This window comes from Phaeovulum sp. (genome assembly GCF_030684035.1).
GTDB lineage: Bacteria > Pseudomonadota > Alphaproteobacteria > Rhodobacterales > Rhodobacteraceae > UBA6213.
Genome location: NZ_JAUXPI010000058.1, coordinates 65,856 through 86,115, shown reverse-complemented (window position 1 = coordinate 86,115; position 20,260 = coordinate 65,856). Strand labels below are relative to the sequence as shown.

At 65.7% G+C, this 20,260-nt stretch carries 19 protein-coding genes; 12 read left to right on the top strand and 7 right to left on the bottom strand.

Annotated features, from left to right (window positions below):
- Positions 1-32: 32 nt before the first annotated feature.
- The 3 genes from Q8J98_RS13375 to msrA all read right to left on the bottom strand — a co-directional run bounded on the left by Q8J98_RS13375 (position 33) and on the right by msrA (position 2,087).
- Positions 33-380: a hypothetical protein gene (locus Q8J98_RS13375; RefSeq protein ID WP_305183597.1), complete on the bottom strand. Its 348-nt coding sequence runs from the start codon at positions 378-380 to the stop codon at positions 33-35.
- A gap of 86 nt (positions 381-466) precedes the next feature.
- Complete coding sequence (locus tag Q8J98_RS13370) at positions 467-1,339, bottom strand: 50S ribosomal protein L11 methyltransferase (protein WP_305294813.1); 873 nt, start codon at positions 1,337-1,339, stop codon at positions 467-469.
- A 109-nt stretch (positions 1,340-1,448) separates the two neighbouring features.
- On the bottom strand, positions 1,449-2,087 hold the full coding sequence (msrA, locus tag Q8J98_RS13365; protein WP_305294812.1) for a peptide-methionine (S)-S-oxide reductase MsrA: 639 nt from the start codon (positions 2,085-2,087) through the stop codon (positions 1,449-1,451).
- Between the two features lie 280 nt (positions 2,088-2,367).
- On the opposite strand from msrA, the gene Q8J98_RS13360 reads away from it, so the two are divergent.
- Genes Q8J98_RS13360 through Q8J98_RS13350 form a run of 3 tightly spaced genes read left to right on the top strand, consistent with a single transcriptional unit; the run spans position 2,368 to position 4,090 of the window.
- Positions 2,368-2,748, top strand: coding sequence for a hypothetical protein (locus Q8J98_RS13360; RefSeq protein WP_305294811.1), 381 nt, complete (start codon positions 2,368-2,370; stop codon positions 2,746-2,748).
- Between the two features lie 35 nt (positions 2,749-2,783).
- Complete coding sequence (locus tag Q8J98_RS13355) at positions 2,784-3,308, top strand: sigma-70 family RNA polymerase sigma factor (RefSeq protein ID WP_305294810.1); 525 nt, start codon at positions 2,784-2,786, stop codon at positions 3,306-3,308.
- The gene (locus Q8J98_RS13350; protein ID WP_305294809.1) at positions 3,305-4,090 is read left to right on the top strand and encodes an anti-sigma factor; all 786 of its coding nucleotides are present in this window, start codon (positions 3,305-3,307) and stop codon (positions 4,088-4,090) included. Before Q8J98_RS13355 ends, Q8J98_RS13350 begins: the two co-directional genes overlap by 4 nt.
- Before the next feature lie 52 nt (positions 4,091-4,142).
- Here the strand turns inward: Q8J98_RS13350 and Q8J98_RS13345 are convergent, their stop codons facing one another.
- Complete coding sequence (locus tag Q8J98_RS13345; protein ID WP_305294808.1) at positions 4,143-6,338, bottom strand: primosomal protein N'; 2,196 nt, start codon at positions 6,336-6,338, stop codon at positions 4,143-4,145.
- Between the two features lie 230 nt (positions 6,339-6,568).
- Here Q8J98_RS13345 and fsa point away from each other — a divergent pair, with 230 nt between their 5' ends.
- From fsa to Q8J98_RS13325, 4 genes are all read left to right on the top strand, one after another.
- Complete coding sequence (gene fsa, locus Q8J98_RS13340) at positions 6,569-7,222, top strand: fructose-6-phosphate aldolase (RefSeq protein WP_305294807.1); 654 nt, start codon at positions 6,569-6,571, stop codon at positions 7,220-7,222.
- A gap of 83 nt (positions 7,223-7,305) precedes the next feature.
- The gene (locus tag Q8J98_RS13335) at positions 7,306-8,010 is read left to right on the top strand and encodes a DUF484 family protein (protein ID WP_305294806.1); all 705 of its coding nucleotides are present in this window, start codon (positions 7,306-7,308) and stop codon (positions 8,008-8,010) included.
- A gap of 1 nt (position 8,011) precedes the next feature.
- Positions 8,012-8,935: a tyrosine recombinase XerC gene (locus Q8J98_RS13330; RefSeq protein WP_305294833.1), complete on the top strand. Its 924-nt coding sequence runs from the start codon at positions 8,012-8,014 to the stop codon at positions 8,933-8,935.
- 71 nt (positions 8,936-9,006) lie between these two features.
- Positions 9,007-9,708, top strand: a complete 702-nt coding sequence (locus Q8J98_RS13325) for a phosphatidylcholine/phosphatidylserine synthase (RefSeq protein WP_305294805.1) — start codon at positions 9,007-9,009, stop codon at positions 9,706-9,708.
- Here Q8J98_RS13325 and Q8J98_RS13320 read toward each other — a convergent pair.
- Positions 9,705-10,541: a DMT family transporter gene (locus tag Q8J98_RS13320; protein ID WP_305183608.1), complete on the bottom strand. Its 837-nt coding sequence runs from the start codon at positions 10,539-10,541 to the stop codon at positions 9,705-9,707. The genes Q8J98_RS13325 and Q8J98_RS13320 overlap by 4 nt on opposite strands.
- Positions 10,542-10,760: 219 nt before the next feature.
- Here Q8J98_RS13320 and Q8J98_RS13315 point away from each other — a divergent pair, with 219 nt between their 5' ends.
- Together Q8J98_RS13315 and Q8J98_RS13310 are read left to right on the top strand one after the other, a co-directional pair.
- Entirely contained in the window at positions 10,761-11,735 is a 975-nt protein-coding gene (locus Q8J98_RS13315; protein WP_305294804.1) for a glutathione S-transferase family protein, read from the top strand.
- Positions 11,736-11,803: 68 nt separating this feature from the next.
- Positions 11,804-12,190, top strand: coding sequence for a DUF302 domain-containing protein (locus Q8J98_RS13310; RefSeq protein WP_305294803.1), 387 nt, complete (start codon positions 11,804-11,806; stop codon positions 12,188-12,190).
- A 65-nt stretch (positions 12,191-12,255) separates the two neighbouring features.
- Here Q8J98_RS13310 and ileS read toward each other — a convergent pair whose 3' ends face one another.
- Positions 12,256-15,183, bottom strand: coding sequence for an isoleucine--tRNA ligase (ileS, locus tag Q8J98_RS13305; protein ID WP_305294802.1), 2,928 nt, complete (start codon positions 15,181-15,183; stop codon positions 12,256-12,258).
- A 223-nt stretch (positions 15,184-15,406) separates the two neighbouring features.
- On the opposite strand from ileS, the gene Q8J98_RS13300 reads away from it, so the two are divergent.
- From Q8J98_RS13300 to Q8J98_RS13290, 3 genes are all read left to right on the top strand, one after another.
- Positions 15,407-15,814, top strand: a complete 408-nt coding sequence (locus tag Q8J98_RS13300) for a group III truncated hemoglobin (RefSeq protein ID WP_305294801.1) — start codon at positions 15,407-15,409, stop codon at positions 15,812-15,814.
- Between the two features lie 393 nt (positions 15,815-16,207).
- Positions 16,208-18,427, top strand: coding sequence for a NosR/NirI family protein (locus tag Q8J98_RS13295; RefSeq protein ID WP_305294800.1), 2,220 nt, complete (start codon positions 16,208-16,210; stop codon positions 18,425-18,427).
- 40 nt (positions 18,428-18,467) lie between these two features.
- Positions 18,468-19,409, top strand: coding sequence for an FAD:protein FMN transferase (locus Q8J98_RS13290; protein WP_305294799.1), 942 nt, complete (start codon positions 18,468-18,470; stop codon positions 19,407-19,409).
- A gap of 9 nt (positions 19,410-19,418) precedes the next feature.
- On the opposite strand, the gene Q8J98_RS13285 is transcribed toward Q8J98_RS13290, so the two are convergent.
- Entirely contained in the window at positions 19,419-20,195 is a 777-nt protein-coding gene (locus Q8J98_RS13285) for an enoyl-CoA hydratase-related protein (RefSeq protein ID WP_305294797.1), read from the bottom strand.
- Between the last annotated feature and the right edge of the window lie 65 nt (positions 20,196-20,260).

Sequence of the window (20,260 nt, the reverse complement as noted above, 5' to 3'; positions counted from 1 at the left end):
AACTTCGGCGCGGCCTTTTCATGCCCGGTGGGTCAGCGCAGGTAGGGGCGCAACCTGGCCGAAATTGCCAGCGTCGCCACATCGGCCGAAAGCACCCAGGCCCCGGCGCGCTCCACCGCCGTGCCATTGGCAAGCACCGCCAGACGCTCGTTGTAGATGTCATTGCCAAGCTCTGCGTGCAGCCCGCCCTTCATCAGCAGGAAGGCGCAGAGGATGAACGCCAGAGGGCGCAGCCAGAACACCCGGCGACGCGGCGGTTTGACAGCGGCGTAATGCGAACGGCCAAGCGTTCCCAGCGCCTCGAAGGCACCGCCAGAGCCGTTGATGGTGTCGATGCGTTCAAGCCGCTCGTAAAAGTTTTCCAGATTGCGATCGACCATGACACTCTCCCCGAACACAGGGCACTGAAGTTGACGATCAGCAGACTGTGCCACAGAATTGCGGCAGAGTGACGCGGCAAGTTGGGCTATTGTTGGCGGTTCAGAACCAATGTCGTCCAGTCGCCGTATTCGTCGCGCGAACGCAAACCAAAGCCGACGGCTTCGTAGGTTGCAACCACCTCGTCGGCCTGTTCGTTGAGGATGCCCGAGAGAATCACCTGCCCGCCAGCCAGAAGATTCGCCGCCATGTCGGGGGCGAGCGAAATCAGCGGGCCCTTCAGGATATTGGCAAACACAAGGTCGAAGGGTGCTGCGGCGACCAGCAAAGGATGGTCGAACCCGGCCGCCTCAAGGCATTCCACGCGGCCTGCCAGATCGTTTGCCACGGCATTGGCGCGGGCGGTATCAACCGCCACCGGGTCGATATCCGAGGCAAGCACCCGCCCCGGCCAGATCTTTGCCGCAGCCATTGCCAGCACCGCTGTGCCGCAGCCGATATCGGCCACGTTCTTCGCCCGCACCCCGGCGCGGTCGAGCCTGTCGAGCGCTGTCAGACATCCGAGCGTGGTGCCGTGGTGGCCGGTGCCAAAGGCCATCGCCGCCTCGATCAACAGCGGCACCGCATCGGCGGGCAGCTTTTCAGCGTCATGGGCACCGTAAACAAAGAACCGCCCGGCGACCACCGGCGACAACTCGCGCCGCACATGCGCGACCCAGTCGGTCTCGGGCAATTCAGACACCGCGAAACTGGCGGCATCGAAGGCCGCGGCAAGCAGCGCCAGCGCCACGCCGTCGGGGTTTTCGGTGAAATAGGCCCCGACTTCCCAACGATCGGAACCATCCTCGATCTCGCCCACGCCCACGCCATAGGGAGCGGGATCGAGGTTTTCGAGCATTTCGGCCAGCGCCTCGGCCGGTTCGCGGGCGGCAAGCGTGGTAAAGGCGGTGAAGGTGGTCATGCTGGCTCCTGACGGGTCGGGCGCAGTAAGGCGCAACCGGGGCGCGCGTCAAGGGCGGGGGGCCGTCTGCCCCCCGCGCCCCCCGAGGGTATTTTGGCGATGAAGAAGATCAGTGCATGAGGCCGATCGGGCAGGAAACCCCGGTGCCGCCGATGCCGCAATAGCCCTGCGGGTTCTTGGCAAGGTATTGCTGGTGGTAGTCCTCGGCGAAATAGAAGCTCGGCGCGGGCAGGATTTCGGTAGTGATCGCGCCAAAGCCCGCGGCGGCAAGGCGCGCGGCGTAGTCGCGGCGCGAGGTGGCGGCAGCCGCCGTTTGCACGAGCGAGGTGGTGTAGAGGCCCGAGCGGTATTGCGTGCCCCGGTCGCCGCCCTGGCGCATTCCCTGCGTCGGGTCATGGTTTTCCCAGAAAGTTCGCAGCAGCGCCTCGTAGCTGATCTGCGCCGGGTCGAAGGTTACCCGCACCACCTCGTTATGGCCAGTCAGCCCGGTGCAGACCTCCTTGTAGGTCGGGTTCGGGGTGATCCCTCCAGCGTAGCCCACCGCCGTCAGCCAGACGCCGGGCAGTTGCCAGAAGATCCGTTCCGCACCCCAAAAACAGCCCATGCCGAACAACGCCAACTCCATGCCCTCAGGAGGCACCTCGTCGAGCGGCAGGCCCGAGAGAAAATGCGCTTCGCCGAGCGGCATCGGCGTGGCGCGGCCAGGCAGCGCTTCGGCCTGGGTCGGCAGACGGTCGGGTCGGTGCATGGCGATTCCCCCTTTCGCGACAAGATAGGGCCGAGGCGGTTGGGTTTCCAGCGGGTGCCGCGCGGCGAGGCTGATCGGATGGCCCTCTCGGGCGGAGCCGGATCATCAGCCTCGGGCCAAAGGAAGCCGTAGCCATGGCCGAGATCTCGTCGCTTTTGCTAAGGCACCGGAACGCATCCTCACCTTCGCGTGAACGGCGGGATGAAAGCGGCTGCGATTGCGTCTTTCATTGCAGGGTGGCTGTGGGAGACAGCGCACCCGGTAACTCAGGGAGCAAAACATGATCCGCAGACATCTTATCGTTGCCGCCGCTCTGGCAGGTCTTGCGGGACCCGCCTTTGCCGACACCGGCATCACCATGGCCGATACCAGCCTAGGCAAGGTGCTTGCCGATGCCAATGGCATGACGCTTTACACCTATGACCCCGATACCGGCGGCATGTCGGCCTGCTACAACAGTTGCGCGGTGAACTGGCCGCCGCTTCTTGCCCCCGCCGGATCAGCGCCGGAGGGTGCCTATGGGCTGACCACCCGCACCGACGGCGCAATGCAATGGACCTATGATGGCAAACCGCTTTACCTCTGGATCAAGGATACCAAGCCGGGTGACGTGACCGGTGACGGGGTTGGCGGCGTCTGGCATATCATCAAGGCGAACTGACCTGACAAGGGAGTCCGGCGCATGAGCGCCCGCAAATGACCACGCTGGACGAGATCGAGGCCGCCATTCCGGCGCTGCGCCGCTACGCGCAGGCGTTGCTGCGCGACCGCGCCGCGGCGGATGATCTCGTCCAGGATTGCCTTGAAAGGGCGCTTGCCCGGCGCGAAGGCTGGCGTGGCGAGGGCAGCATGCGCGGCTGGATGTTCCGCATATTGGTGAACCTGCACCGCGACGGGCTGCGTCGGGGCGCGCGCGGCCCGCAGCTATCGGTGGTGGGCGAGGGCATGGCCGAGCTTGCCCGCCCCGGCGCTCAGGAAGGCCATATGGCGCTGCGCGAGGTGCAGGAGGCAATTGCACGCCTGCCCGCAGAGCAGCGCGAGGCGCTGTTGCTGGTGGCGCTGGAGGGCATGAGCCTGGCGGAGGCCGCGGCGGTGCTCGGGCTGGCCGAGGGCACCTTGGCCTCGCGGCTGGGCCGGGCACGCGCCAGCCTGCGCGCCGCCACGGGCCGCGATCTGCCGCGGCAGGAAAGACCGCGCGAAGAAGGAACCGAGCAAAGATGACCGAGCGGCACCCGCTGACTGACCCGGAACTGATCGCGCTGCGGCATGGCACCCCGCCCGAGCCAGCACGCGCCGCGCTTGCCGCACGGCTTGGTGCAGACGCGGCGGGCCGGGCGACCGTTGCCGAATGGGACCGGCAGGATACAGCGCTTGCCGCGCTTTATGGCCCCATCGCCGCCGAGCCGCTGCCCGAAACCCTGCGCACCATGCTGGATCGCGCGGCGCGCGAAGATGCCGCCCCGCGCCACCGCGCCGCCTTGCCGAAATTCGCCCGGCTTGCGGCGGCGGTGCTATTGCTGGCACTGGGTGCCGCAGGCGGATGGACCGCGGCGCGGCTGACGCCGGGCGAGGGGGCGGCTGTGCCGGTGGCACTTGCTGCCATTCGCGCGCACCAGACCTTTGCGGTCGAGGTCGCGCACCCGGTGGAAGTGGCCGCAACCGAGGCCGAGCACCTGACCCGCTGGCTTTCCAAGCGGCTTGGACATCCGATTGCCGCCCCCGATTTTGCCAGTTTTGGTTTTGCCCTGATGGGCGGGCGCATCTTGCCCACTGAGACCGGTGCGGCCGCGGTGTTCATGTACGAAAACGCGACCGGCCAGCGCATCACGCTTTATGCGGCCGCGGGCGATGGCAGTGCCGAAACCGCGTTCCGTTTTGTTGAAGCCGGGGCGACGCAGGGGTTCTGGTGGATCGACGGCAGCCTGCGCTACGCGGTGGTGGGCGAGGTTCCGCGCGAAGCGCTGCGGGCGATTGCAACAGTGGCGTGGCAGCAGTTGACCTGAGGCGAGAGTCTGTCTTGTTACAAAACCGGTGGCCACTTTTGCCGGACAGGCTCTAAAGAAAGCTCTGCGGGTCGATATCGACGCTCAGCCGCAACTGTCCCGGCAGCTTCAATTGCCCCAGCCATTCAGCCAGAGCCGCTTGCAAGGGCGCGGCGCGGTCGGCCTTGACCAGAAGCCGCACCCGGTGCCGCCCGCGCACCCGCGCAATCGGCGCGGCGGCGGGGCCGTAAAGCTCGGCACCGATCCGCTTCAGCGGCGCGGCGCGGCGGGCAAGCTCGGTGCCAAAATCGAACACCCGCGCCAGATCGGGGCCGGAAAGGATGATCCCCGCCATGCGGCCGAAGGGCGGCACCCCGGCGGCGCGGCGGCCTTCGGCCTCGGCGCGCCAGAACTCCTCCTCGTCACCCGCCAATATGGCGCGGATCACCGGATGATCCGGCTGGTGGGTCTGCAACAGCGCCACGCCGGGCCGCCCGGCCCGCCCGGCGCGCCCGGCCACCTGGCGCATCAGCTGAAACGTGCGCTCGGCGGCGCGCAGGTCCGACCCTTGCAGACCCAGATCAGCGTCGATCACCCCGACCAGTGTCAGGAGCGGGAAGTTGTGCCCCTTGGCGACAATCTGGGTGCCGATGATGATATCGGCACTGCCTGCGGCAATGCCCTCGATCGCCGCCTTGAGGGCGCGGGCGCTGCCGAACAGATCCGACGAAAGCACCGCCAGCCGCGCCGCCGGAAACCGTTCCGCCACCTCTTCGGCCAGCCGCTCCACCCCCGGCCCGACCGCCGAAAGCCGCCCCACCGCGCCGCACGCCGGGCAGGCCTCGGGCAGAGGCTCGGTTTCGCCGCACTGATGGCACATGAGGCGCTTGAGGAACCGGTGCTCGACCAGCCGCGCATCGCAGTGCCTGCAACCGATCTGGTGCCCGCAGGCGCGGCAAACGGTAACCGGCGCGTAGCCACGGCGGTTGAGAAACAGCATCGCCTGCTCGCCCGCATCGAGCCGTGCCTGCACCTCGCCGACCAGTGTCGGCGAAATCCACCGGCCCGCCTCCTGCGCCTCGGCGCGCAGATCGATTGCCCGCATCTCGGGCAATTCCGCTACGCCGAAGCGGCTGGCGAGCGCGATGCGCGCGTATTTGCCCGCCTCGGCGTTCACCCAGGTTTCCAGGCTCGGCGTTGCCGAGGCCAGCACCACCTGCGCATCGCAAAGCGAGGCGCGCAGCACCGCCATGTCGCGCGCATTGTAAAGCGCGCCCTCCTCCTGCTTGTAGCTCTGGTCGTGCTCCTCATCGACAACGATCAGCCCAAGGTCGCGAAACGGCAAGAACAGCGCCGAACGCGCGCCGACCACCAGTTGCACCCCGCCCGCCCCCGCCATCCGCCAGAGCCGCCGCCGTTCCGCCTGGGTCTGGCCCGAATGCCACTCGCCCGGCCGCGCCGCGAACCGCGCCTCCACGCGGGCAAGAAACGCCCCGGTCAGGGCGATCTCGGGCAAGAGCACCAGCGCCTGGCGGCCCGCAGCAAGGCATTCTGCCACCGCCTCCAGATAGACCTCGGTCTTGCCCGAGCCGGTGACGCCCTGCAAAAGCGTCGTGCCATAGCCGCCGCCGCGCAAGGCCGCGCGCAACTTTGCCGCCGCCGCCGCCTGATCCTCGGCCAGCACCAGCCCCGGCAGCGCCGGATCGAGCCGGGCAAAAGGCGCATCCCGCGGGCTTTCCGCCTCGATCACCGCGCCCGAGGCGACCAGCCCCTTGATCACCGATGCGCCAACCCCCGCCAGCGCCGCCAACTCGGCCAGCGCGAACCCGGCACCGCCATGCTCGCCAAGCACCCGCAGCACGCGGGCGCGGGCGTCGGTCATCCGCTCCGGCACTGCCTCCCCCGCGCGAAAGAGCTTGCGCATTCCCGGCGGGTCGCCAAGCCCCGGTGCCCGCGTTGCCAGCCGCAGCATCACCGAAAGCGGCGTCAGCGTATATTCGCCCATCCGCACCAGAAACGCCCGCATCGCACCGCTCAGGGGTGCCGCGTCGAGAACCCGGATGATGGTGCGCAGCTTGGTCAGATCGTAATCGCCCTTGCCCGTCCCCCAGACGACGCCCAGAACCCGGCGCGGCCCAAGCGGCACCTCGACCAGCGCCCCGGCAAAACACCCCCCCTCCGGCGCGCGATAATCAAGCGGTCGCCCCACCGGCTCGGCGGTCAGCACCGCCACCAGCGCGCCTTGCGCGAAATGCCCGGGCTCATCCATGCCGAAGCCCGGACAGTTTCTTGCCTCCGGCGGGGGTATTGTTGCAAAGAAGATGTGCCGCCTTCTTCTTTGCAAGAAATACCCCCGGGGGGGTGAGGCGCGAATGCGCCGAGGGGGGGCCGGCAGCCCCCCCTTGCCCGCCCGCCGCAGGCGATTTGCCGCGCGCAAGGGGTTCCGGGCGGCGAGGTTTTGCGCTATCACGCTGCCGAACTTCCTGCAGGAGCCTTCCCATGAAATTTTTCGTCGATACCGCCGATGTCGCCGCCATTCGTGAGCTCAACGACCTGGGCATGGTCGATGGCGTCACCACCAACCCCTCGCTGATCCTCAAATCGGGGCGCGACATCATCGAGGTAACGCGCGAAATCTGTGCCATGGTTTCAGGCCCGGTCTCCGCCGAGGTGGTGGCGACCGATGCCAGGACGATGATCTCCGAAGGTCTCGCGCTTGCCAAGATCGCCCCCAACATCGCAATCAAGGTGCCCCTCACCTGGGATGGCCTGACCGCTTGCAAGGCTTTCGCATCCGAAGGCCGCATGGTCAACGTTACGCTGTGTTTTTCTGCGGCGCAGGCAATTCTTGCTGCCAAGGCCGGGGCAAGCTTTGTCTCGCCCTTTGTCGGGCGGCTTGATGACAACAACCACGATGGCATCCAGCTGATCGAGGATATCCGCACGATCTATGACAATTACGGCTTCAAGACCGAGATTCTTGCCGCTTCGATCCGCTCGGTGAACCATATCACCGATTGCGCGCGGATCGGTGCTGATGTCATCACCGCGCCGCCCGCCGTGATCAAGGCGATGGCCAACCATGTGCTGACCGACAGGGGGCTGGAGCAGTTTTTGAAGGACTGGGGCAAGACCGGACAGAAGATCAACTGACGGATGAAAAATCCCCCTGATTTTTTGTCTGAATAGTGTAAGCTGCCGCCAAAATGGCCACCGGAACGGGCGGGGATACGGGCATGAGCGAGCAGGCACTGACCAACCATCTGCGCGAAAAGATCATCAGCGACCCCGAGGCCATCCTTGAGGATCGCGATGTGATGCGCGCGCTTGTCACCGCCAACGAGCGCGCGATGGGGGCCAACATCGTCGATCTGCGCGGCGTCGCCATGGATCGGCTGGAAGCCCGGCTTGACCGGCTGGAAGACACCCACAGGTCGGTGATCGCGGCGGCCTATGAAAACCTTGCGGGCACCAACCTGATCCACCGCGCGGTGCTGAGCATGCTTGACCCGGTCGCGTTTGAAGATTTCCTGCTCAACCTCGGCAGCGAAGTGGCCGAGATCTTGCGCGTCGACTCGGTGCGCCTGGTGCTTGAAAGCCTGCATTCAGAAAATGACCCGGCGCTGCGGCAATTGGGCGATGTGCTCTGCGTGGCCGAACCCGGCTTCATTCACGAATACATGCGCGCCGGGCGCAGCGGCCCGACGCGCAGTGTGGTGCTGCGCCAGACCCTGCCCAATTCCGATGCGATCCATGGCGACAAAGCCGACTGGATTCGCTCCGAAGCGCTGATGCGGCTTGATTTCGGCGAGGGGCGGCTGCCGGGCATGCTGGTGATGGGGGCCGAAGACCCGCACCAGTTCAAGCCGTCGCAGGGCACCGACCTTCTGGCCTTTTTCGCCGCCGTGTTCGAACGTGCAATGCGCCGCTGGCTTGGCTGACATGGCCGGGGGCTTCTCCGCCGCCGCCAGCGACGCGCTGGCAACCTGGCTGGAGCACAGGCGCGCGCTCGACGGCGCGGCGGAACACACGATTACCGCCTACCGCGCCGACGTGGCCGAGTTTCTCGGCTTTCTGTCGGCACACCATGGCGATGGCATGGGGCTGGCGCGACTGGCCGAGATCGGCCAAGGCGACATGCGCGCGTTCCTTGCGCATGAGCACGGGCGCGGGCTGGGGGCGCGGTCGCTGGCGCGGCGGCTTTCAGCGGTCAAGGGCTTCATCCGCTGGCTGGCCGACCGTGAAGGCTTTGATGCGACCCATGTTCTGGCCGCGCGGGCACCCAGATATCCCCGCAGCCTGCCGCGCCCGCTGAGCGAAGACGGCGCGCGCGAGGTCATCGACCGGGCCGGTGCGCAGGCAGAAGAACCCTGGATCGCGGCGCGCGATGGCGCGGTGCTGACCTTGCTCTACGGCTGCGGCTTGCGGATTTCAGAGGCGCTCGGGTTGAAGGGTTCCGATCTGCCGCTTGCCAACGCGCTGCGCATCACCGGCAAGGGTGGCCGCGAGCGGATCGTGCCGGTTCTGCCCGCTGCGGCAGCCGCTGTTGCCGAATACCTGCGGCTTTGCCCCTATCGTGCGGCCCCGGAGCACGCACTTTTTCGCGGCGCGCGCGGCGGGCCGCTCAACCCGCGCCTGGTGGCACTGGCGATGCAGCGCGCACGCATGAGCCTCGGCCTGCCCGCCACCGCCACGCCGCATGCGCTGCGCCACAGCTTTGCCACGCATCTCTTGGCCGCCGGCGGAGATCTGCGGGCGATTCAGGAGCTTTTGGGCCATGCGAGCCTGGCAACCACGCAGATCTATACCGCTGTTGACAGCGCCCGCCTGATGCAGGTCTACAACGCCGCACACCCGCGCGCCTGAGCGCGTGCCCGGCCAGGACTGCGCCCTGCGCGACCATTGCCAGCCCGGCGATTTTGCGCCATGACAGGCGCATGACACCCCGCCTCAAGGCTCTTTTCGTGCATCTCCTTACCGCCACCGGGGCGGTGCTGGCGATGCTGGCGATGCTGGCGGCGGTCGATGCGGACTGGAGCCTGATGTTTCTGTGGCTCCTTGGCGCGCTCATTGTCGATGCTGTCGACGGGCCGCTGGCGCGGCGCTATCAGGTCAAGAAGAACTGGCCGACCTATGATGGTGTGCTGCTCGACCTCATCATCGATTATCTGACCTATGTCTTCATTCCCGCCTTCGCGCTGTTTCGCTCGGACCTGCTGCCGGGCTGGACAGGCTGGATCGCGATCATCGTCATCACCTATGCCTCGGTGGTGTATTTCGTCGATACCCGCATGAAAACAAAGGATTGTTCTTTCGCGGGCTTTCCGGCTTGCTGGAACATGGTGGTGCTTGTGCTGTTCGCGGCGCAACCCAATTTCTGGGTAACCCTGGCGGTTGTCGTGGCGCTGGCCGGGGCGATGTTCACCAATCTGCGCTTCATCCACCCGGTGCGCACGGCACGCTGGCGGGCGGTCTCGTTGCCGGTTGCCATCGCCTGGACCGGCTTTGCCGCCTGGGCAGCCTGGGTCGATTTCGCCCCCGAAAGCCTGGCGCATTGGGGGCTGATTGCGACTTCACTCTACCTTCTCGGGGTCGGTCTCGTGCAACAGGCGCTGCCAGAGCGCGGCATCAAGGGCTAAAGCCGGGTCAACATGACCCCGGCCACGATCATTGCCCCGGCAAGCGCCTTGCCCGGGTTCATCCGTTCGCCAAACACCAGCCAGCCGATCAGCACCGCGAACAGGATCGAGGTTTCGCGCAGCGCCGCGACCACGGCGATCGGGGCGACCGTCATCGCCCAGACAGAAATCGCGTAGGCCCCATAGGAAGCGGCCGAGGCCAGGCCGCCGAGCGCCCAGCCGCGCATCCCGCCCGCCAGCACCCGCCGCCCGCGCCAGGCAACCATGCCCGAGGCAAAGAGGATGCCATCGACAACAAAGATCCAGCCGACATAGGCGATTGCATCGCCCGACACCCGCGCGCCGAGGCCGTCGATCAGCGTATAGCTCGCCGTCGCCAGCGCCGAGCCAAGCGCGAAGGGCAGAAGGCGGCGGCTTTCGCCATCGGAAAACACCCCGCGCGCCATCAGCAAGATGCCGAGACCCAGCACCGCAATGCCCGCATACTGGGCGCGGCTGACTGCATCGGCCAGAAAAATCGCGCCGACAATCGCCACAAACATCGGTGCCGCACCGCGCGCAATCGGGTAGACGCGGCTCAGATCGCCGTGGTCATAGGCATGGGTGAGAAAGAACTTGTAGCCAAAATGCGTGCAACCCGCCGCCAGCACCCAGGGCCATGCCTCTGCGTTCAGCCAGGGCCGGTTCACGGCCACCACAAGGCCGATCGGAACCTCCATAACCGACAGCACCACCATGCCGCCGATCTTCGAGCTTCCGACCTTGATCAGCGCGTTCCAGAGCGCGTGCAGAAAGGCCGCGCCCAGAACCGCCAGTAGTACCGCGAGTGACATCGTCCACCCCTGCCCCGACGCGCCATCGGTAGTGCCTTGCCCCGACGGCAGCAAGGGGGGGCGCTGCCCCCCCCCCACCCGCCTGCGGCTCTCCCCCTGGGGTATTTGAACAAAGAAGAAGCAGCGGCTGTGCAGGGGTGAAGGGCGGTTGCGCGCTGGTGGCGGTTTCATCCAGGCGACGGAGCGCGTAGTTTGGGCAGGAGGTGACGGAGGCGCTGCATGGGATTGTTGGTCAACGGCGAATGGCACAGCAGCTGGTACGACACCGCTGCCACGGGCGGTGCCTTCGTGCGCAGGGCGGCGCAGTTTCGCAACTGGGTCACGCCTGACGGCGCGCAGGGCCCATCGGGCTCGGGCGGTTTTGCGGCGGTCTCGGGGCGGTATCACCTCTATGTCTCCCATGCCTGCCCCTGGGCCCACCGGGCGCTGATCTTTCGCGCGCTGAAGGGGCTCGGCCCCCATATCGGGGTTTCGGTGGTGCACCCGGACATGCTGACCGAGGGCTGGACCTTTGCCACCGACTTTTCCGGCACCACGGGCGATGGGCTTTTCGGCCTGCCCTTTCTGCGCGACATCTATCTGCGCGCCGAGCCGCGCTATTCTGGCCGCGTCACCGTGCCGGTGCTTTGGGACCGCGAGCGGGGCTGCATCGTTTCCAACGAATCTTCGGAAATCATCCGCATGTTCAACTCGGCCTTCGACAGGCTGACCGGGAACCATGACGACTTCTGGCCCGAACCGCTGCGCGCCGAGATCGAGGCGGTGAATGCGCGGGTCTATGACACGGTGAACAACGGCGTTTACAAGGCAGGTTTCGCCACCACCCAGGCCGCCTATGATGCGGCTGTGCTGGCGCTTTTCGACAGCCTCGAGTGGCTGGAGGCGCGGCTTTCGCGCCAGCGCTACCTTGTGGGAGACCGGCTTACCGAGGCCGACTGGCGGCTTTTCACCACGCTGGTGCGGTTCGATCCGGTCTATCATCTGCACTTCAAATGCAACCGCCGCCGCCTGATCGACTACCCCAGCCTCTGGGCCTATACGCGGGCGCTTTATCAGGTGCCGGGCGTGGCCGAGACGGTGCGGTTCGACCATATCGTGCGCCACTACCACTTCAGCCACGAAACCATCAATCCGCACCGGATCATTCCGGTCAACCCCGTGCTCGATTTCAACGCCCCGCATGGGCGCGGTTGAACGGGGACTCGCATTCAGCCTTTGGAATGCCTACTTCGGGCAGGCAATGATTTCAGGGAGACACGATCATGAGCTATACGATCAACCGCACCATCACCGGGGCCAGCGTTGACGAGGTTGACGCCCGCACCCGCGCCGCGCTTGCTGCCAAGGGCTTTGGCGTGCTGACCGAGATCGACGTGCAGGCGACGATGAAGAAAAAGCTTGATGTCGAAATGCCTGCCTACCGGATTCTGGGTGCCTGCAACCCCGGCATGGCGCACAAGGCAATCGGCATGGAGCCGCGTGTTGGTGCCATGCTGCCCTGCAACGTGATCTTGCGCGCGGTCGATGGCGGCATCGAAGTTTCCGCCATCGACCCCGTCGCCTCGATGCAGGCCATCGACAATGCCGATCTGAAGGCAGTGGCCGCGCAGGTGCGCGAGTTGCTCGGCGAGGCTGTCAAGGCGATCTGACAAACCCGCTTCTTCTTTGCCAGAAATATCCCGCAGGGACCGGGGGCGCGCAGCCCCCGGCTTTTTCAGGCCAGCGCGTCGTCGCAGCGGGCGCAGACCCCGACGTGGGCATGGCTGCCCACGTCGGGCAGGATCTTCCAGCAGCGCTCGCACTTGGCACCGTCTGCAAGCTCGAACACCACCGCGACACCCGGCACCTCTGGCAGGTGGAAGCTTTCCTCGGGCGCGGGCGTAGCGGTCAGTGCCAGCGACGAGGTGATGCAGAGGTCGGCGAAAGCGACCGATTTGAGCGCCGCGAGCAGCCCTGCATCCTCGACATGCACCACCGGAGCCGCTTCAAGGCTGGCACCGATCACCTTGGCGGCACGCTGCACCTCCAGCGCCGCCGTCACTGCGCGGCGGGCGCGGCGGATGCCTTCCCATTTCGCGGCCAAGGGTTCGTTGAGCCAGTCGGCAGGGGTTGCGGGCATGTCGACCAGATGCACCGACGATGCCTCGCCGGGAAAACGGCTCAGCCAGACATCTTCCATGGTGAAGACGAGGATCGGCGCAAGCCATGTGGTCAGGCGGTGGAAGAGGAGGTCGAGCGTACTGCGCGCGGCGCGGCGGGTCAGGCCGCTTGGCGCATCGCAATAAAGCGCATCCTTACGGATGTCGAAGTAGAAGGCCGAAAGATCGACCGTGGCAAAGGTGAAGAGCGCCTGAAACACACCCTGAAAATCATAGGCCGCGTAACCCTTGCGCACCACATGATCAAGCTCGGCCAGCCGGTGCAGCAGCCATTGTTCCAGTTCGGGCATATCGGCGGGGGCGACCCGCTCGGCCTCGGAAAAGCCGGCAAGGTTGCCCAGCAGGAAGCGCATGGTGTTGCGCAGGCGGCGGTAGCTGTCAGCCACGCCTTTCAGGATCTCCTTGCCGATGCGCTGGTCGTTTGTGTAGTCCGACTGCGCCACCCAGAGCCGCAGGATATCGGCACCGTATTGCCTGATGACCTCGTCGGGAAGCACGGTATTACCGACCGACTTGGACATTTTCATGCCCTTTTCATCAAGCGTGAAGCCATGCGTCAGCACCGCGCGGTACGGCGCGCGGCCCTTGGTGACGCAGGCTTGCAGCATTGAGGAATGGAACCAGCCACGGTGCTGGTCGGTGCCCTCAAGGTAAAGGTCGGCGATGCCATCGGGCGCGCCATCGGCCCGGTCACGCAGCACGAAGGCGTGGGTCGAGCCTGAATCAAACCACACGTCGAGCACGTCGAAGACCTGATCATAGGCGGCGGGGTCGGCGATGCCTTGCAGCATCTTCTCCTTGAAGCCGGGCGCATACCAGACATCCGCCCCCTCATCCTCAAAGGCGCGCACGATGCGGGTATTCACCTGCGCATCGCGCAACAGGAAATCGGCGTCGGTTGGCCGCGCGCCCTTCTTCACGAACACCGTCAGCGGCACCCCCCAGGCGCGCTGCCGGCTCAGCACCCAGTCGGGCCGCGCCTCGATCATCGAATAAAGCCGGTTGCGGCCGGTGGGTGGGGTCCATTGCACCAGCTTGTCGATCGATTTGAGCGCGCGGGCGCGGATGGTATCGCCATAGGTGCCCATGCCGTCGTCAAGCTTGCGGTCGATCGCGGCGAACCATTGCGGCGTGTTGCGGTAGATCAGCGGCGCTTTCGAGCGCCACGAATGCGGATAAGGGTGCTTGATCTTGCCCTTGGCCAAGAGCGCGCCGGAATAGGCCAGTTGCTTGATCACGCTGACATTCGCCGGGCCTTCCTTGCCGTCGGGGGTGATGATCGCCTGCCCGCCAAAGAGCGGCAGATCGGCGCGGAATGTTCCATCGGGTTCGACGTTGTGGGTCATTTGCAGGCCGTGGCGCAGGCCAACCTGATAGTCATCATCGCCGTGGCTGGGCGCGGTGTGGACAAAGCCGGTGCCAACATCGTCGGTGACATGCTCGGCGGCGAGAAGCGGCACGTCATAATCCCACTCGCCCGCGCCGCCCTCGACGCCGCGGAAGGGGTGGGCGAGGACAACTGCTTTCAGTTGATCCGCGCTAACTCGATCCAGCATGGCGAAGCTTTCCACCTTCGCCGCCTTGAACACCTCGCCCGCGAGCTTGTCGGCAAGCACCAGCCTTTCGCCCACCTTCGCGGTTGAGCCCTCGGCTACCGTCTCAACTTCGTAAATCCCGTATTCGATGTCGGGGTTGAAGCACACCGCTCGGTTCTGCGGCAGGGTCCACGGGGTTGTGGTCCAAATCACCACTGAAGTTCCAAACAGTTTACCGATTTTCTCGCCTGGAACGCTCTCTGTCATTGACACATAGCGATCCACCCTAAACCGCACCCAGACCGTATGGCTCGTGTGGTCGTGATATTCCACCTCGGCCTCGGCCAAAGCGGTCTTTTCCACCGGCGACCACATCACCGGCTTGCTGCCTTGGTAAAGCGAGCCGTTCATCAGGATCTTCATGAACTCGTCGGCAATCACCGCCTCGGCGTGGTAATCCATCGTGAGATATGGGTCATCCCATTTGCCGGTGACACCAAGGCGCTTGAATTCCTCGCGCTGCACCTCGACCCAGGATTCGGCAAAGCGACGGCATTCCTGCCGGAACGCGACGATATCGACCTCGTCCTTGTCGAGGCCCTTGGCGCGATACTGCTCCTCGATCTTCCATTCGATCGGCAGGCCGTGGCAATCCCAGCCGGGCACATAGCGGGCATCAAAGCCCATCATCTGCTGGCTGCGCACCACCATGTCTTTCAAGACCTTGTTCAGCGCATGGCCGATGTGCAGATGGCCGTTGGCGTAGGGCGGGCCGTCGTGCAGCACGAAGGGCTTGCGCCCTGTCTGCGCGCGCAGGCGGTCATAAACGCCGATATCTTCCCAGCGGGCAAGCCATGCGGGCTCGCGGTCGGGCAGACCCGCGCGCATCGGAAAATCGGTTTCGGGCAGGAATACGGTCGATCGGTAGTCAGGCGTTTCGGCGCACATTCGGGCGGTCCTTCAAGGCGGATGGGCGCGCGGGGGGCGCGCAGGGCATGGCGGCTTTTCCCGGCGGCTCTGAGGTCAGAGCGCCGGGCCGGTAATTCGTGCCGTGATGCGTGCCAGCCGGATCATGCCGCCTTATAGGTGCGCGCCTCGGGCGCGTAAAGTGGCCCCGCCTTCCCCTTGCACTACCGGCCGCGCGCGTCTTATTTGGGCGAGGAGGTGCCGAATGCCGAACCTGCCGCCCCGTATTGCCGTTACGCCCGAGGAAATCGAGCGGGTGGTGGCGCGATTTTACGCGCGCACCCGGGTGCATCCGGTTCTGCGGCCCATTTTCGCCGCACATGTCACCGATTGGCCTGCGCATGAGGCCAAGATCGTGCGGTTCTGGCGCGGCGCGATTCTGGGTGAAGTCGGCTACGAAGGCAGCCCGATGATGGCGCACCGCCGCGCCGGAAACGTGGAGGCGGCGCATTTCCCGGTCTGGCTCGGGCTTTTCGATACGGTGTTGCGCGAGACGCTGCCCCCCGGCCCCGCCGGCGAATGGTCGGCGCTTGCGCATCGGCTTGGGCGCGGGCTGCGGCTTGGCGTCGAAGATGTGGGCCGAGCGCCGTCTGTGGTACCGAACTTTCACTGAGGCTTCGGCAAGGACATGTTGCCAGCACTGGCAGATGGACCCTGGCCTCCCTGATAGAAGCGCCGTTCCAGCTGCCCGCTACCGGGCTTTTCCTCTGCCTCTCGACCTGACGGGACGGGAAAATGACGCGGCAGGCATCGTGGCCTTGCCGAGGCGAATGCGAAGGCTTGCGGGGGCCTTGACGATCACGAATGATCCTCGGCTGGGCCGGTTCAGCATGGCGCGGCTTGGCGGCATCATTACCCTCACTGATGCAGCGGGGCAGCCCCGCCCGCGCCAACCCTGCAAAAATGCCGCATTGCGCCTTGAAATAAGGTATATCTGGCCGCAGGGGTAAGGGATATATCCTGCGCATCGCCGCCTTCCAAGCGCATTCCCAGCATGGAGCTTTGCATGCACGCCGTCAGATTTGCCCGAAGCTTCGGGCTTGGCACACTTCTGTCGGCGCTACTGGCGCTTGTTGCGCTGGCGCTTCCAGCCGCCGCGCAATCGGAAGCGCCGCTTCTGCCCGATTTCATCGCGCTCTACCCGGCTGGTAAGCTGGTGCCCGGTGCCGAGGCCTACGGCCCGATGCGCGACGATATTCCGGTGGTGCCGCTGTTGAAGGGCAGCGAAACCATCGGCTACGCCTTCATGAATTCCGACCTCGTCGGTGCCATTGGCTATTCCAGCCGACCGATCCACATTCTCGCTGCGGTCTCGCCCGATGCGGTGGTGCTGGGTGCCGCGATGTTGCAACAATCCGAACCGCTGCTGCAAAGCGGCAAGCGCGCCACCACCGTGAAACAGCTTGTCGCAAGCTACGCCGGGCGCGACCTCAAGCCCGAGGCGGTGCCAGGCGGCACCGGGAAGGACAGGCCCTATGTTTCAGGCGTTTCGGTTTCGGTTCGGGTGATCGAAGACTCGATCATCCGCGCCGGTCTCAAGGTCGCCTTCACGCTCGGCCTTGGCGGGCTTGAAATGCCCGCCCGCCCGCCGGGCACCTTTGCCACCGTAAACCCCGAGGCCGAGGCACCTGCAACGTGGCAGGCGCTGCTCGATGCGGGCCTGCTGCGGCAACTCCGGCTGACCAACGCCCAGCTGAACCAGGATTTTGCCGCACCGGGCCAGCCCCCGAACGCAGCCAAATTCCCGGCGCGCGGGGCGGCTGACGAGCTGTTCATCGACCTCTACGCCTCCGACATCTCGGTTCCCGGAATCGCCGCGCAGCTTTTGCGCGGCGTCGAGCGCACAGACCTTTTCGCGATGGTCGAAGCGGGCGGGGCCGCGATCGTCGTTGCGGCGCGGGGCGATTATTCCTGGCGCGGATCGAACTATCGTTATGACGGGCTTTTTGACCGCATTGCGCTGGTGCAGGGCGACAAGACCATTCGCTTCAACAGCCGCGACCAGATGTCGATTTACCGGCTGGCGGTGCCCGATACACCGATTCTGACCGAAATCAGCCTGCTCGCGATCCCCGCATTTGCCGAGTTCGACCCGACCCAGCCGTGGCGGCTGGAATTGCTGGTCGAACGTCGCATGGGTGCCATCGAGCGAACCTACCTGACCTATGGCGTTGATTTTGCGCTTCCCGCCAACTTCATCACGCCGGCGGTGATGACGGTTGCGCAATACGAACAGGCAGCGGAACGCGCCGCTGTGGTGGCAATGCGCAATAGTGTCTGGCAGAACAAGTCTGTCGAGCTTGCCGGGCTCGCGGTGATGCTCGCAGTGCTGACCGCCGCCTTCTTCTTCCAGAGCTACCTCACCCGTTCCGCCGGGCTCACCTTCTGGTTCCGCATCGGCTACCTCGGCACGACGCTGGCGTTTCTTGGCTGGTATTCCAACGCCCAGCTTTCCATCGTCAACCTGATGGCGCTGGCCAGCTCGTTGCAGTCCGGTTTCGACTGGGAAACCTTCCTGATGGACCCGATGGCCTTCATTCTGTGGTTCTCGGTGGCTGCCGCCCTGATCTTCTGGGGCCGGGGGGCCTATTGTGGCTGGCTTTGCCCCTTCGGTGCCATGCAGGAGCTGACAAACCGTCTCGCCAAGGCCCTGCATATTCCGCAATGGACCCTGCCCTGGGGCCTGCACGAGCGGCTTTGGGCGGTGAAATACATCATTTTCCTCGGGTTGTTCGGGGCCACGCTGACCTCGCTCGATACCGCAATCCGCTATGCGGAGGTGGAGCCGTTCCGCACCGCGATCACGCTCAAGTTCGCCCGCGCCTGGCCATACACGCTCTACCTCTCGGTGCTGCTGTTCATCGGCCTCTTTGTCGAGCGCTTCTTCTGCCGCTATCTCTGCCCGCTCGGCGCGGCGCTTGCCATTCCGGCGCGGATCCGCATGTTCGACTGGATAAAGCGCTACCGCGAATGTGGCAGCCCTTGCCAGATCTGCTCGAATGAATGCATGGTGCAGTCGATCCACCCGACCGGCGAGATCAACCCCAACGAATGCCTGAGCTGCCTGCATTGTCAGGTGCAATACCAGTCAAAATCAGTCTGCCCGGTGGTCATCAAGCAGGTGAAGCGGCGCGAGAAGGTCGCCCAGGGCGTCCATGCCGTGGAGCATGTGATCGAGCGGACCCACCACGCCAACCACCCCCATGCTGTCAAAGTTGCCGAGTGACACCACCTGTTCCTGTCTGAATGTACCACGGAGAAACACCATGCCCGCACTGAACCGCCGCCGTTTCCTGACCATCTCAGCCGCCGCCGGGGCGGTTGGGGCGGGTGCCTTCGCCGGACGCGCGCTTCAGGCAGCGCCGCTTTACCGCTGGGATGGCGTGGCGCTTGGTGCCGGTGCGTCGATTACACTGGCCCACCCCGACGCCGAACGCATCATCGGCCGCGCCTTGGCCGAGATCGCGAGGCTTGAGGCGGTGTTCAGCCTCTACCGAAAGGATTCGGCGCTGACCGTGCTGAACGCGAATGGAAGCCTTGCGAACCCGCCCTTCGAGCTGCTGGAATGTCTGGCGCTCTGCGGCACCATCCACAGTGCAAGCGGCGGGCTCTTCGACCCCACGGTGCAGCCGCTCTGGCGGCTCTACGCGGAAAGCTTCGCCAAGGGGGCCGCGCCTCTGCCCGAAGCGGTTGCCGCAGCCCGGGCGCTGGTCGGCTGGGGTGATGTGCGCATCGGTGCCGACCGGATCGCATTCGCCCGCCCCGGCATGGGTCTTACGCTGAACGGCGTTGCGCAGGGCTTCATCGCCGACCGCGTTGCGGCGCTTCTGACCGCCGAGGGGCTGACCGATGTGCTGGTCGATACCGGCGAAATGCGCGCACTGGGTGGCCACCCTGATGGCGGGGCTTGGCCGGTGGCGCTGGATGTCGAAGGCACGATCCTGCCCGATGCCGTGAGCTTGCGTGAAATGGCGCTGGCCTCGTCGGCACCGCGCGGCACCACCTTTGATGATGCGGGCTTGCAGGGCCATATCCTCAACCCCGCTACCGGCGCGCCATCGGACCTTCCCTGGCGACTGGTCAGCGTCACGGCACCTTCGGCGGCACTTGCAGATGCGCTGAGTTCCGCCTTTTGCCTGATGCCACGCGAAGCGATCGTGGCAACGCTTTCGGCGTTCCCAAGCGCGAGGCTGGTCTATCTGGGCTGAGGCGAAGCGCTAGCGCCCTTCGAACCGGGGCGGGCGCTTTTCGTGAAAAGCGGCAATGCCTTCGGCGAAATCGCGGCCGATGCCAAGCGCGCCCTGCAACTGCGCCTCAAGCGCAAGTTGCGCGGCGAGGTCGTTGCCCGCCCCCGCCAGCATCGCCTGCCGCACCGCGAGATAGGCGCGCGTCGGGCCTTTGGCGAGTTCGGCGGCGCGGGCGCGCCAGTGGTGGTCGAAATCGACATCGGCCACCGCTTCCCAGATCATCCCCCAGTCGGCGGCCTGCCGCGCGGATATGCGCTCGGCAAAAAGCGCCGCCCCCATGGCGCGCGCCTGCCCGACGAGCCGCGGCAAGAACCAGGTGCCACCGGCATCGGGCAGAAGGCCGATACGGGTGAAGGCCTGTATGAAGCCCGCGCTTTCGGCGGCAATGACCACATCCGCGGCAAGCGCGAGGTTGGCCCCCGCCCCCGCCGCCACGCCATTCACTGCGGCAATCACCGGCACCGGGCAGTTGTGCATGGCAGCCAGCATCGGCGCATATTCCTCGCGCAGAACCCGCTCCAGATCGAGCGTGGCAAGGTCGGTGCCGTCGCCCAGATCCTGACCCGCGCAGAAGGCCCGGCCCTCGCCGGTCAGCACGACCACCCGCGCATCGGCACCGGCGCGGTGCAGCGCATCGGTTATTTCTGCGCGCATCGAGGTGTTGAGCGCGTTCATCACCTGCCCGCGCGCCAGCGTGATGACCGCCACACCGTCGCTCGTCTCATAGCGGATTGCGCCGTAGGGCATTGGCCTGCCTCCCCTCAAATGCTGCCACCCACGCTAGCGGCAGGGCAAGGAAGCGAAAGCGAAAC

Excerpts from the sequence above, each read along its gene's own strand:
- Q8J98_RS13375 (WP_305183597.1), bottom strand. The coding sequence starts at position 380 with ATGGTCGATCGCAATCTGGAAAACTTTTACGAGCGGCTTGAACGCATC.
- Q8J98_RS13370 (WP_305294813.1), bottom strand. The coding sequence starts at position 1,339 with ATGACCACCTTCACCGCCTTTACCACGCTTGCCGCCCGCGAACCGGCC.
- msrA (WP_305294812.1), bottom strand. The coding sequence starts at position 2,087 with ATGCACCGACCCGACCGTCTGCCGACCCAGGCCGAAGCGCTGCCTGGC.
- Q8J98_RS13360 (WP_305294811.1), top strand. The coding sequence starts at position 2,368 with ATGATCCGCAGACATCTTATCGTTGCCGCCGCTCTGGCAGGTCTTGCG.
- Q8J98_RS13355 (WP_305294810.1), top strand. The coding sequence starts at position 2,784 with ATGACCACGCTGGACGAGATCGAGGCCGCCATTCCGGCGCTGCGCCGC.
- Q8J98_RS13350 (WP_305294809.1), top strand. The coding sequence starts at position 3,305 with ATGACCGAGCGGCACCCGCTGACTGACCCGGAACTGATCGCGCTGCGG.
- Q8J98_RS13345 (WP_305294808.1), bottom strand. The coding sequence starts at position 6,338 with ATGGATGAGCCCGGGCATTTCGCGCAAGGCGCGCTGGTGGCGGTGCTG.
- fsa (WP_305294807.1), top strand. The coding sequence starts at position 6,569 with ATGAAATTTTTCGTCGATACCGCCGATGTCGCCGCCATTCGTGAGCTC.
- Q8J98_RS13335 (WP_305294806.1), top strand. The coding sequence starts at position 7,306 with ATGAGCGAGCAGGCACTGACCAACCATCTGCGCGAAAAGATCATCAGC.
- Q8J98_RS13330 (WP_305294833.1), top strand. The coding sequence starts at position 8,012 with ATGGCCGGGGGCTTCTCCGCCGCCGCCAGCGACGCGCTGGCAACCTGG.
- Q8J98_RS13325 (WP_305294805.1), top strand. The coding sequence starts at position 9,007 with ATGACACCCCGCCTCAAGGCTCTTTTCGTGCATCTCCTTACCGCCACC.
- Q8J98_RS13320 (WP_305183608.1), bottom strand. The coding sequence starts at position 10,541 with ATGTCACTCGCGGTACTACTGGCGGTTCTGGGCGCGGCCTTTCTGCAC.
- Q8J98_RS13315 (WP_305294804.1), top strand. The coding sequence starts at position 10,761 with ATGGGATTGTTGGTCAACGGCGAATGGCACAGCAGCTGGTACGACACC.
- Q8J98_RS13310 (WP_305294803.1), top strand. The coding sequence starts at position 11,804 with ATGAGCTATACGATCAACCGCACCATCACCGGGGCCAGCGTTGACGAG.
- ileS (WP_305294802.1), bottom strand. The coding sequence starts at position 15,183 with ATGTGCGCCGAAACGCCTGACTACCGATCGACCGTATTCCTGCCCGAA.
- Q8J98_RS13300 (WP_305294801.1), top strand. The coding sequence starts at position 15,407 with ATGCCGAACCTGCCGCCCCGTATTGCCGTTACGCCCGAGGAAATCGAG.
- Q8J98_RS13295 (WP_305294800.1), top strand. The coding sequence starts at position 16,208 with ATGCACGCCGTCAGATTTGCCCGAAGCTTCGGGCTTGGCACACTTCTG.
- Q8J98_RS13290 (WP_305294799.1), top strand. The coding sequence starts at position 18,468 with ATGCCCGCACTGAACCGCCGCCGTTTCCTGACCATCTCAGCCGCCGCC.
- Q8J98_RS13285 (WP_305294797.1), bottom strand. The coding sequence starts at position 20,195 with ATGCCCTACGGCGCAATCCGCTATGAGACGAGCGACGGTGTGGCGGTC.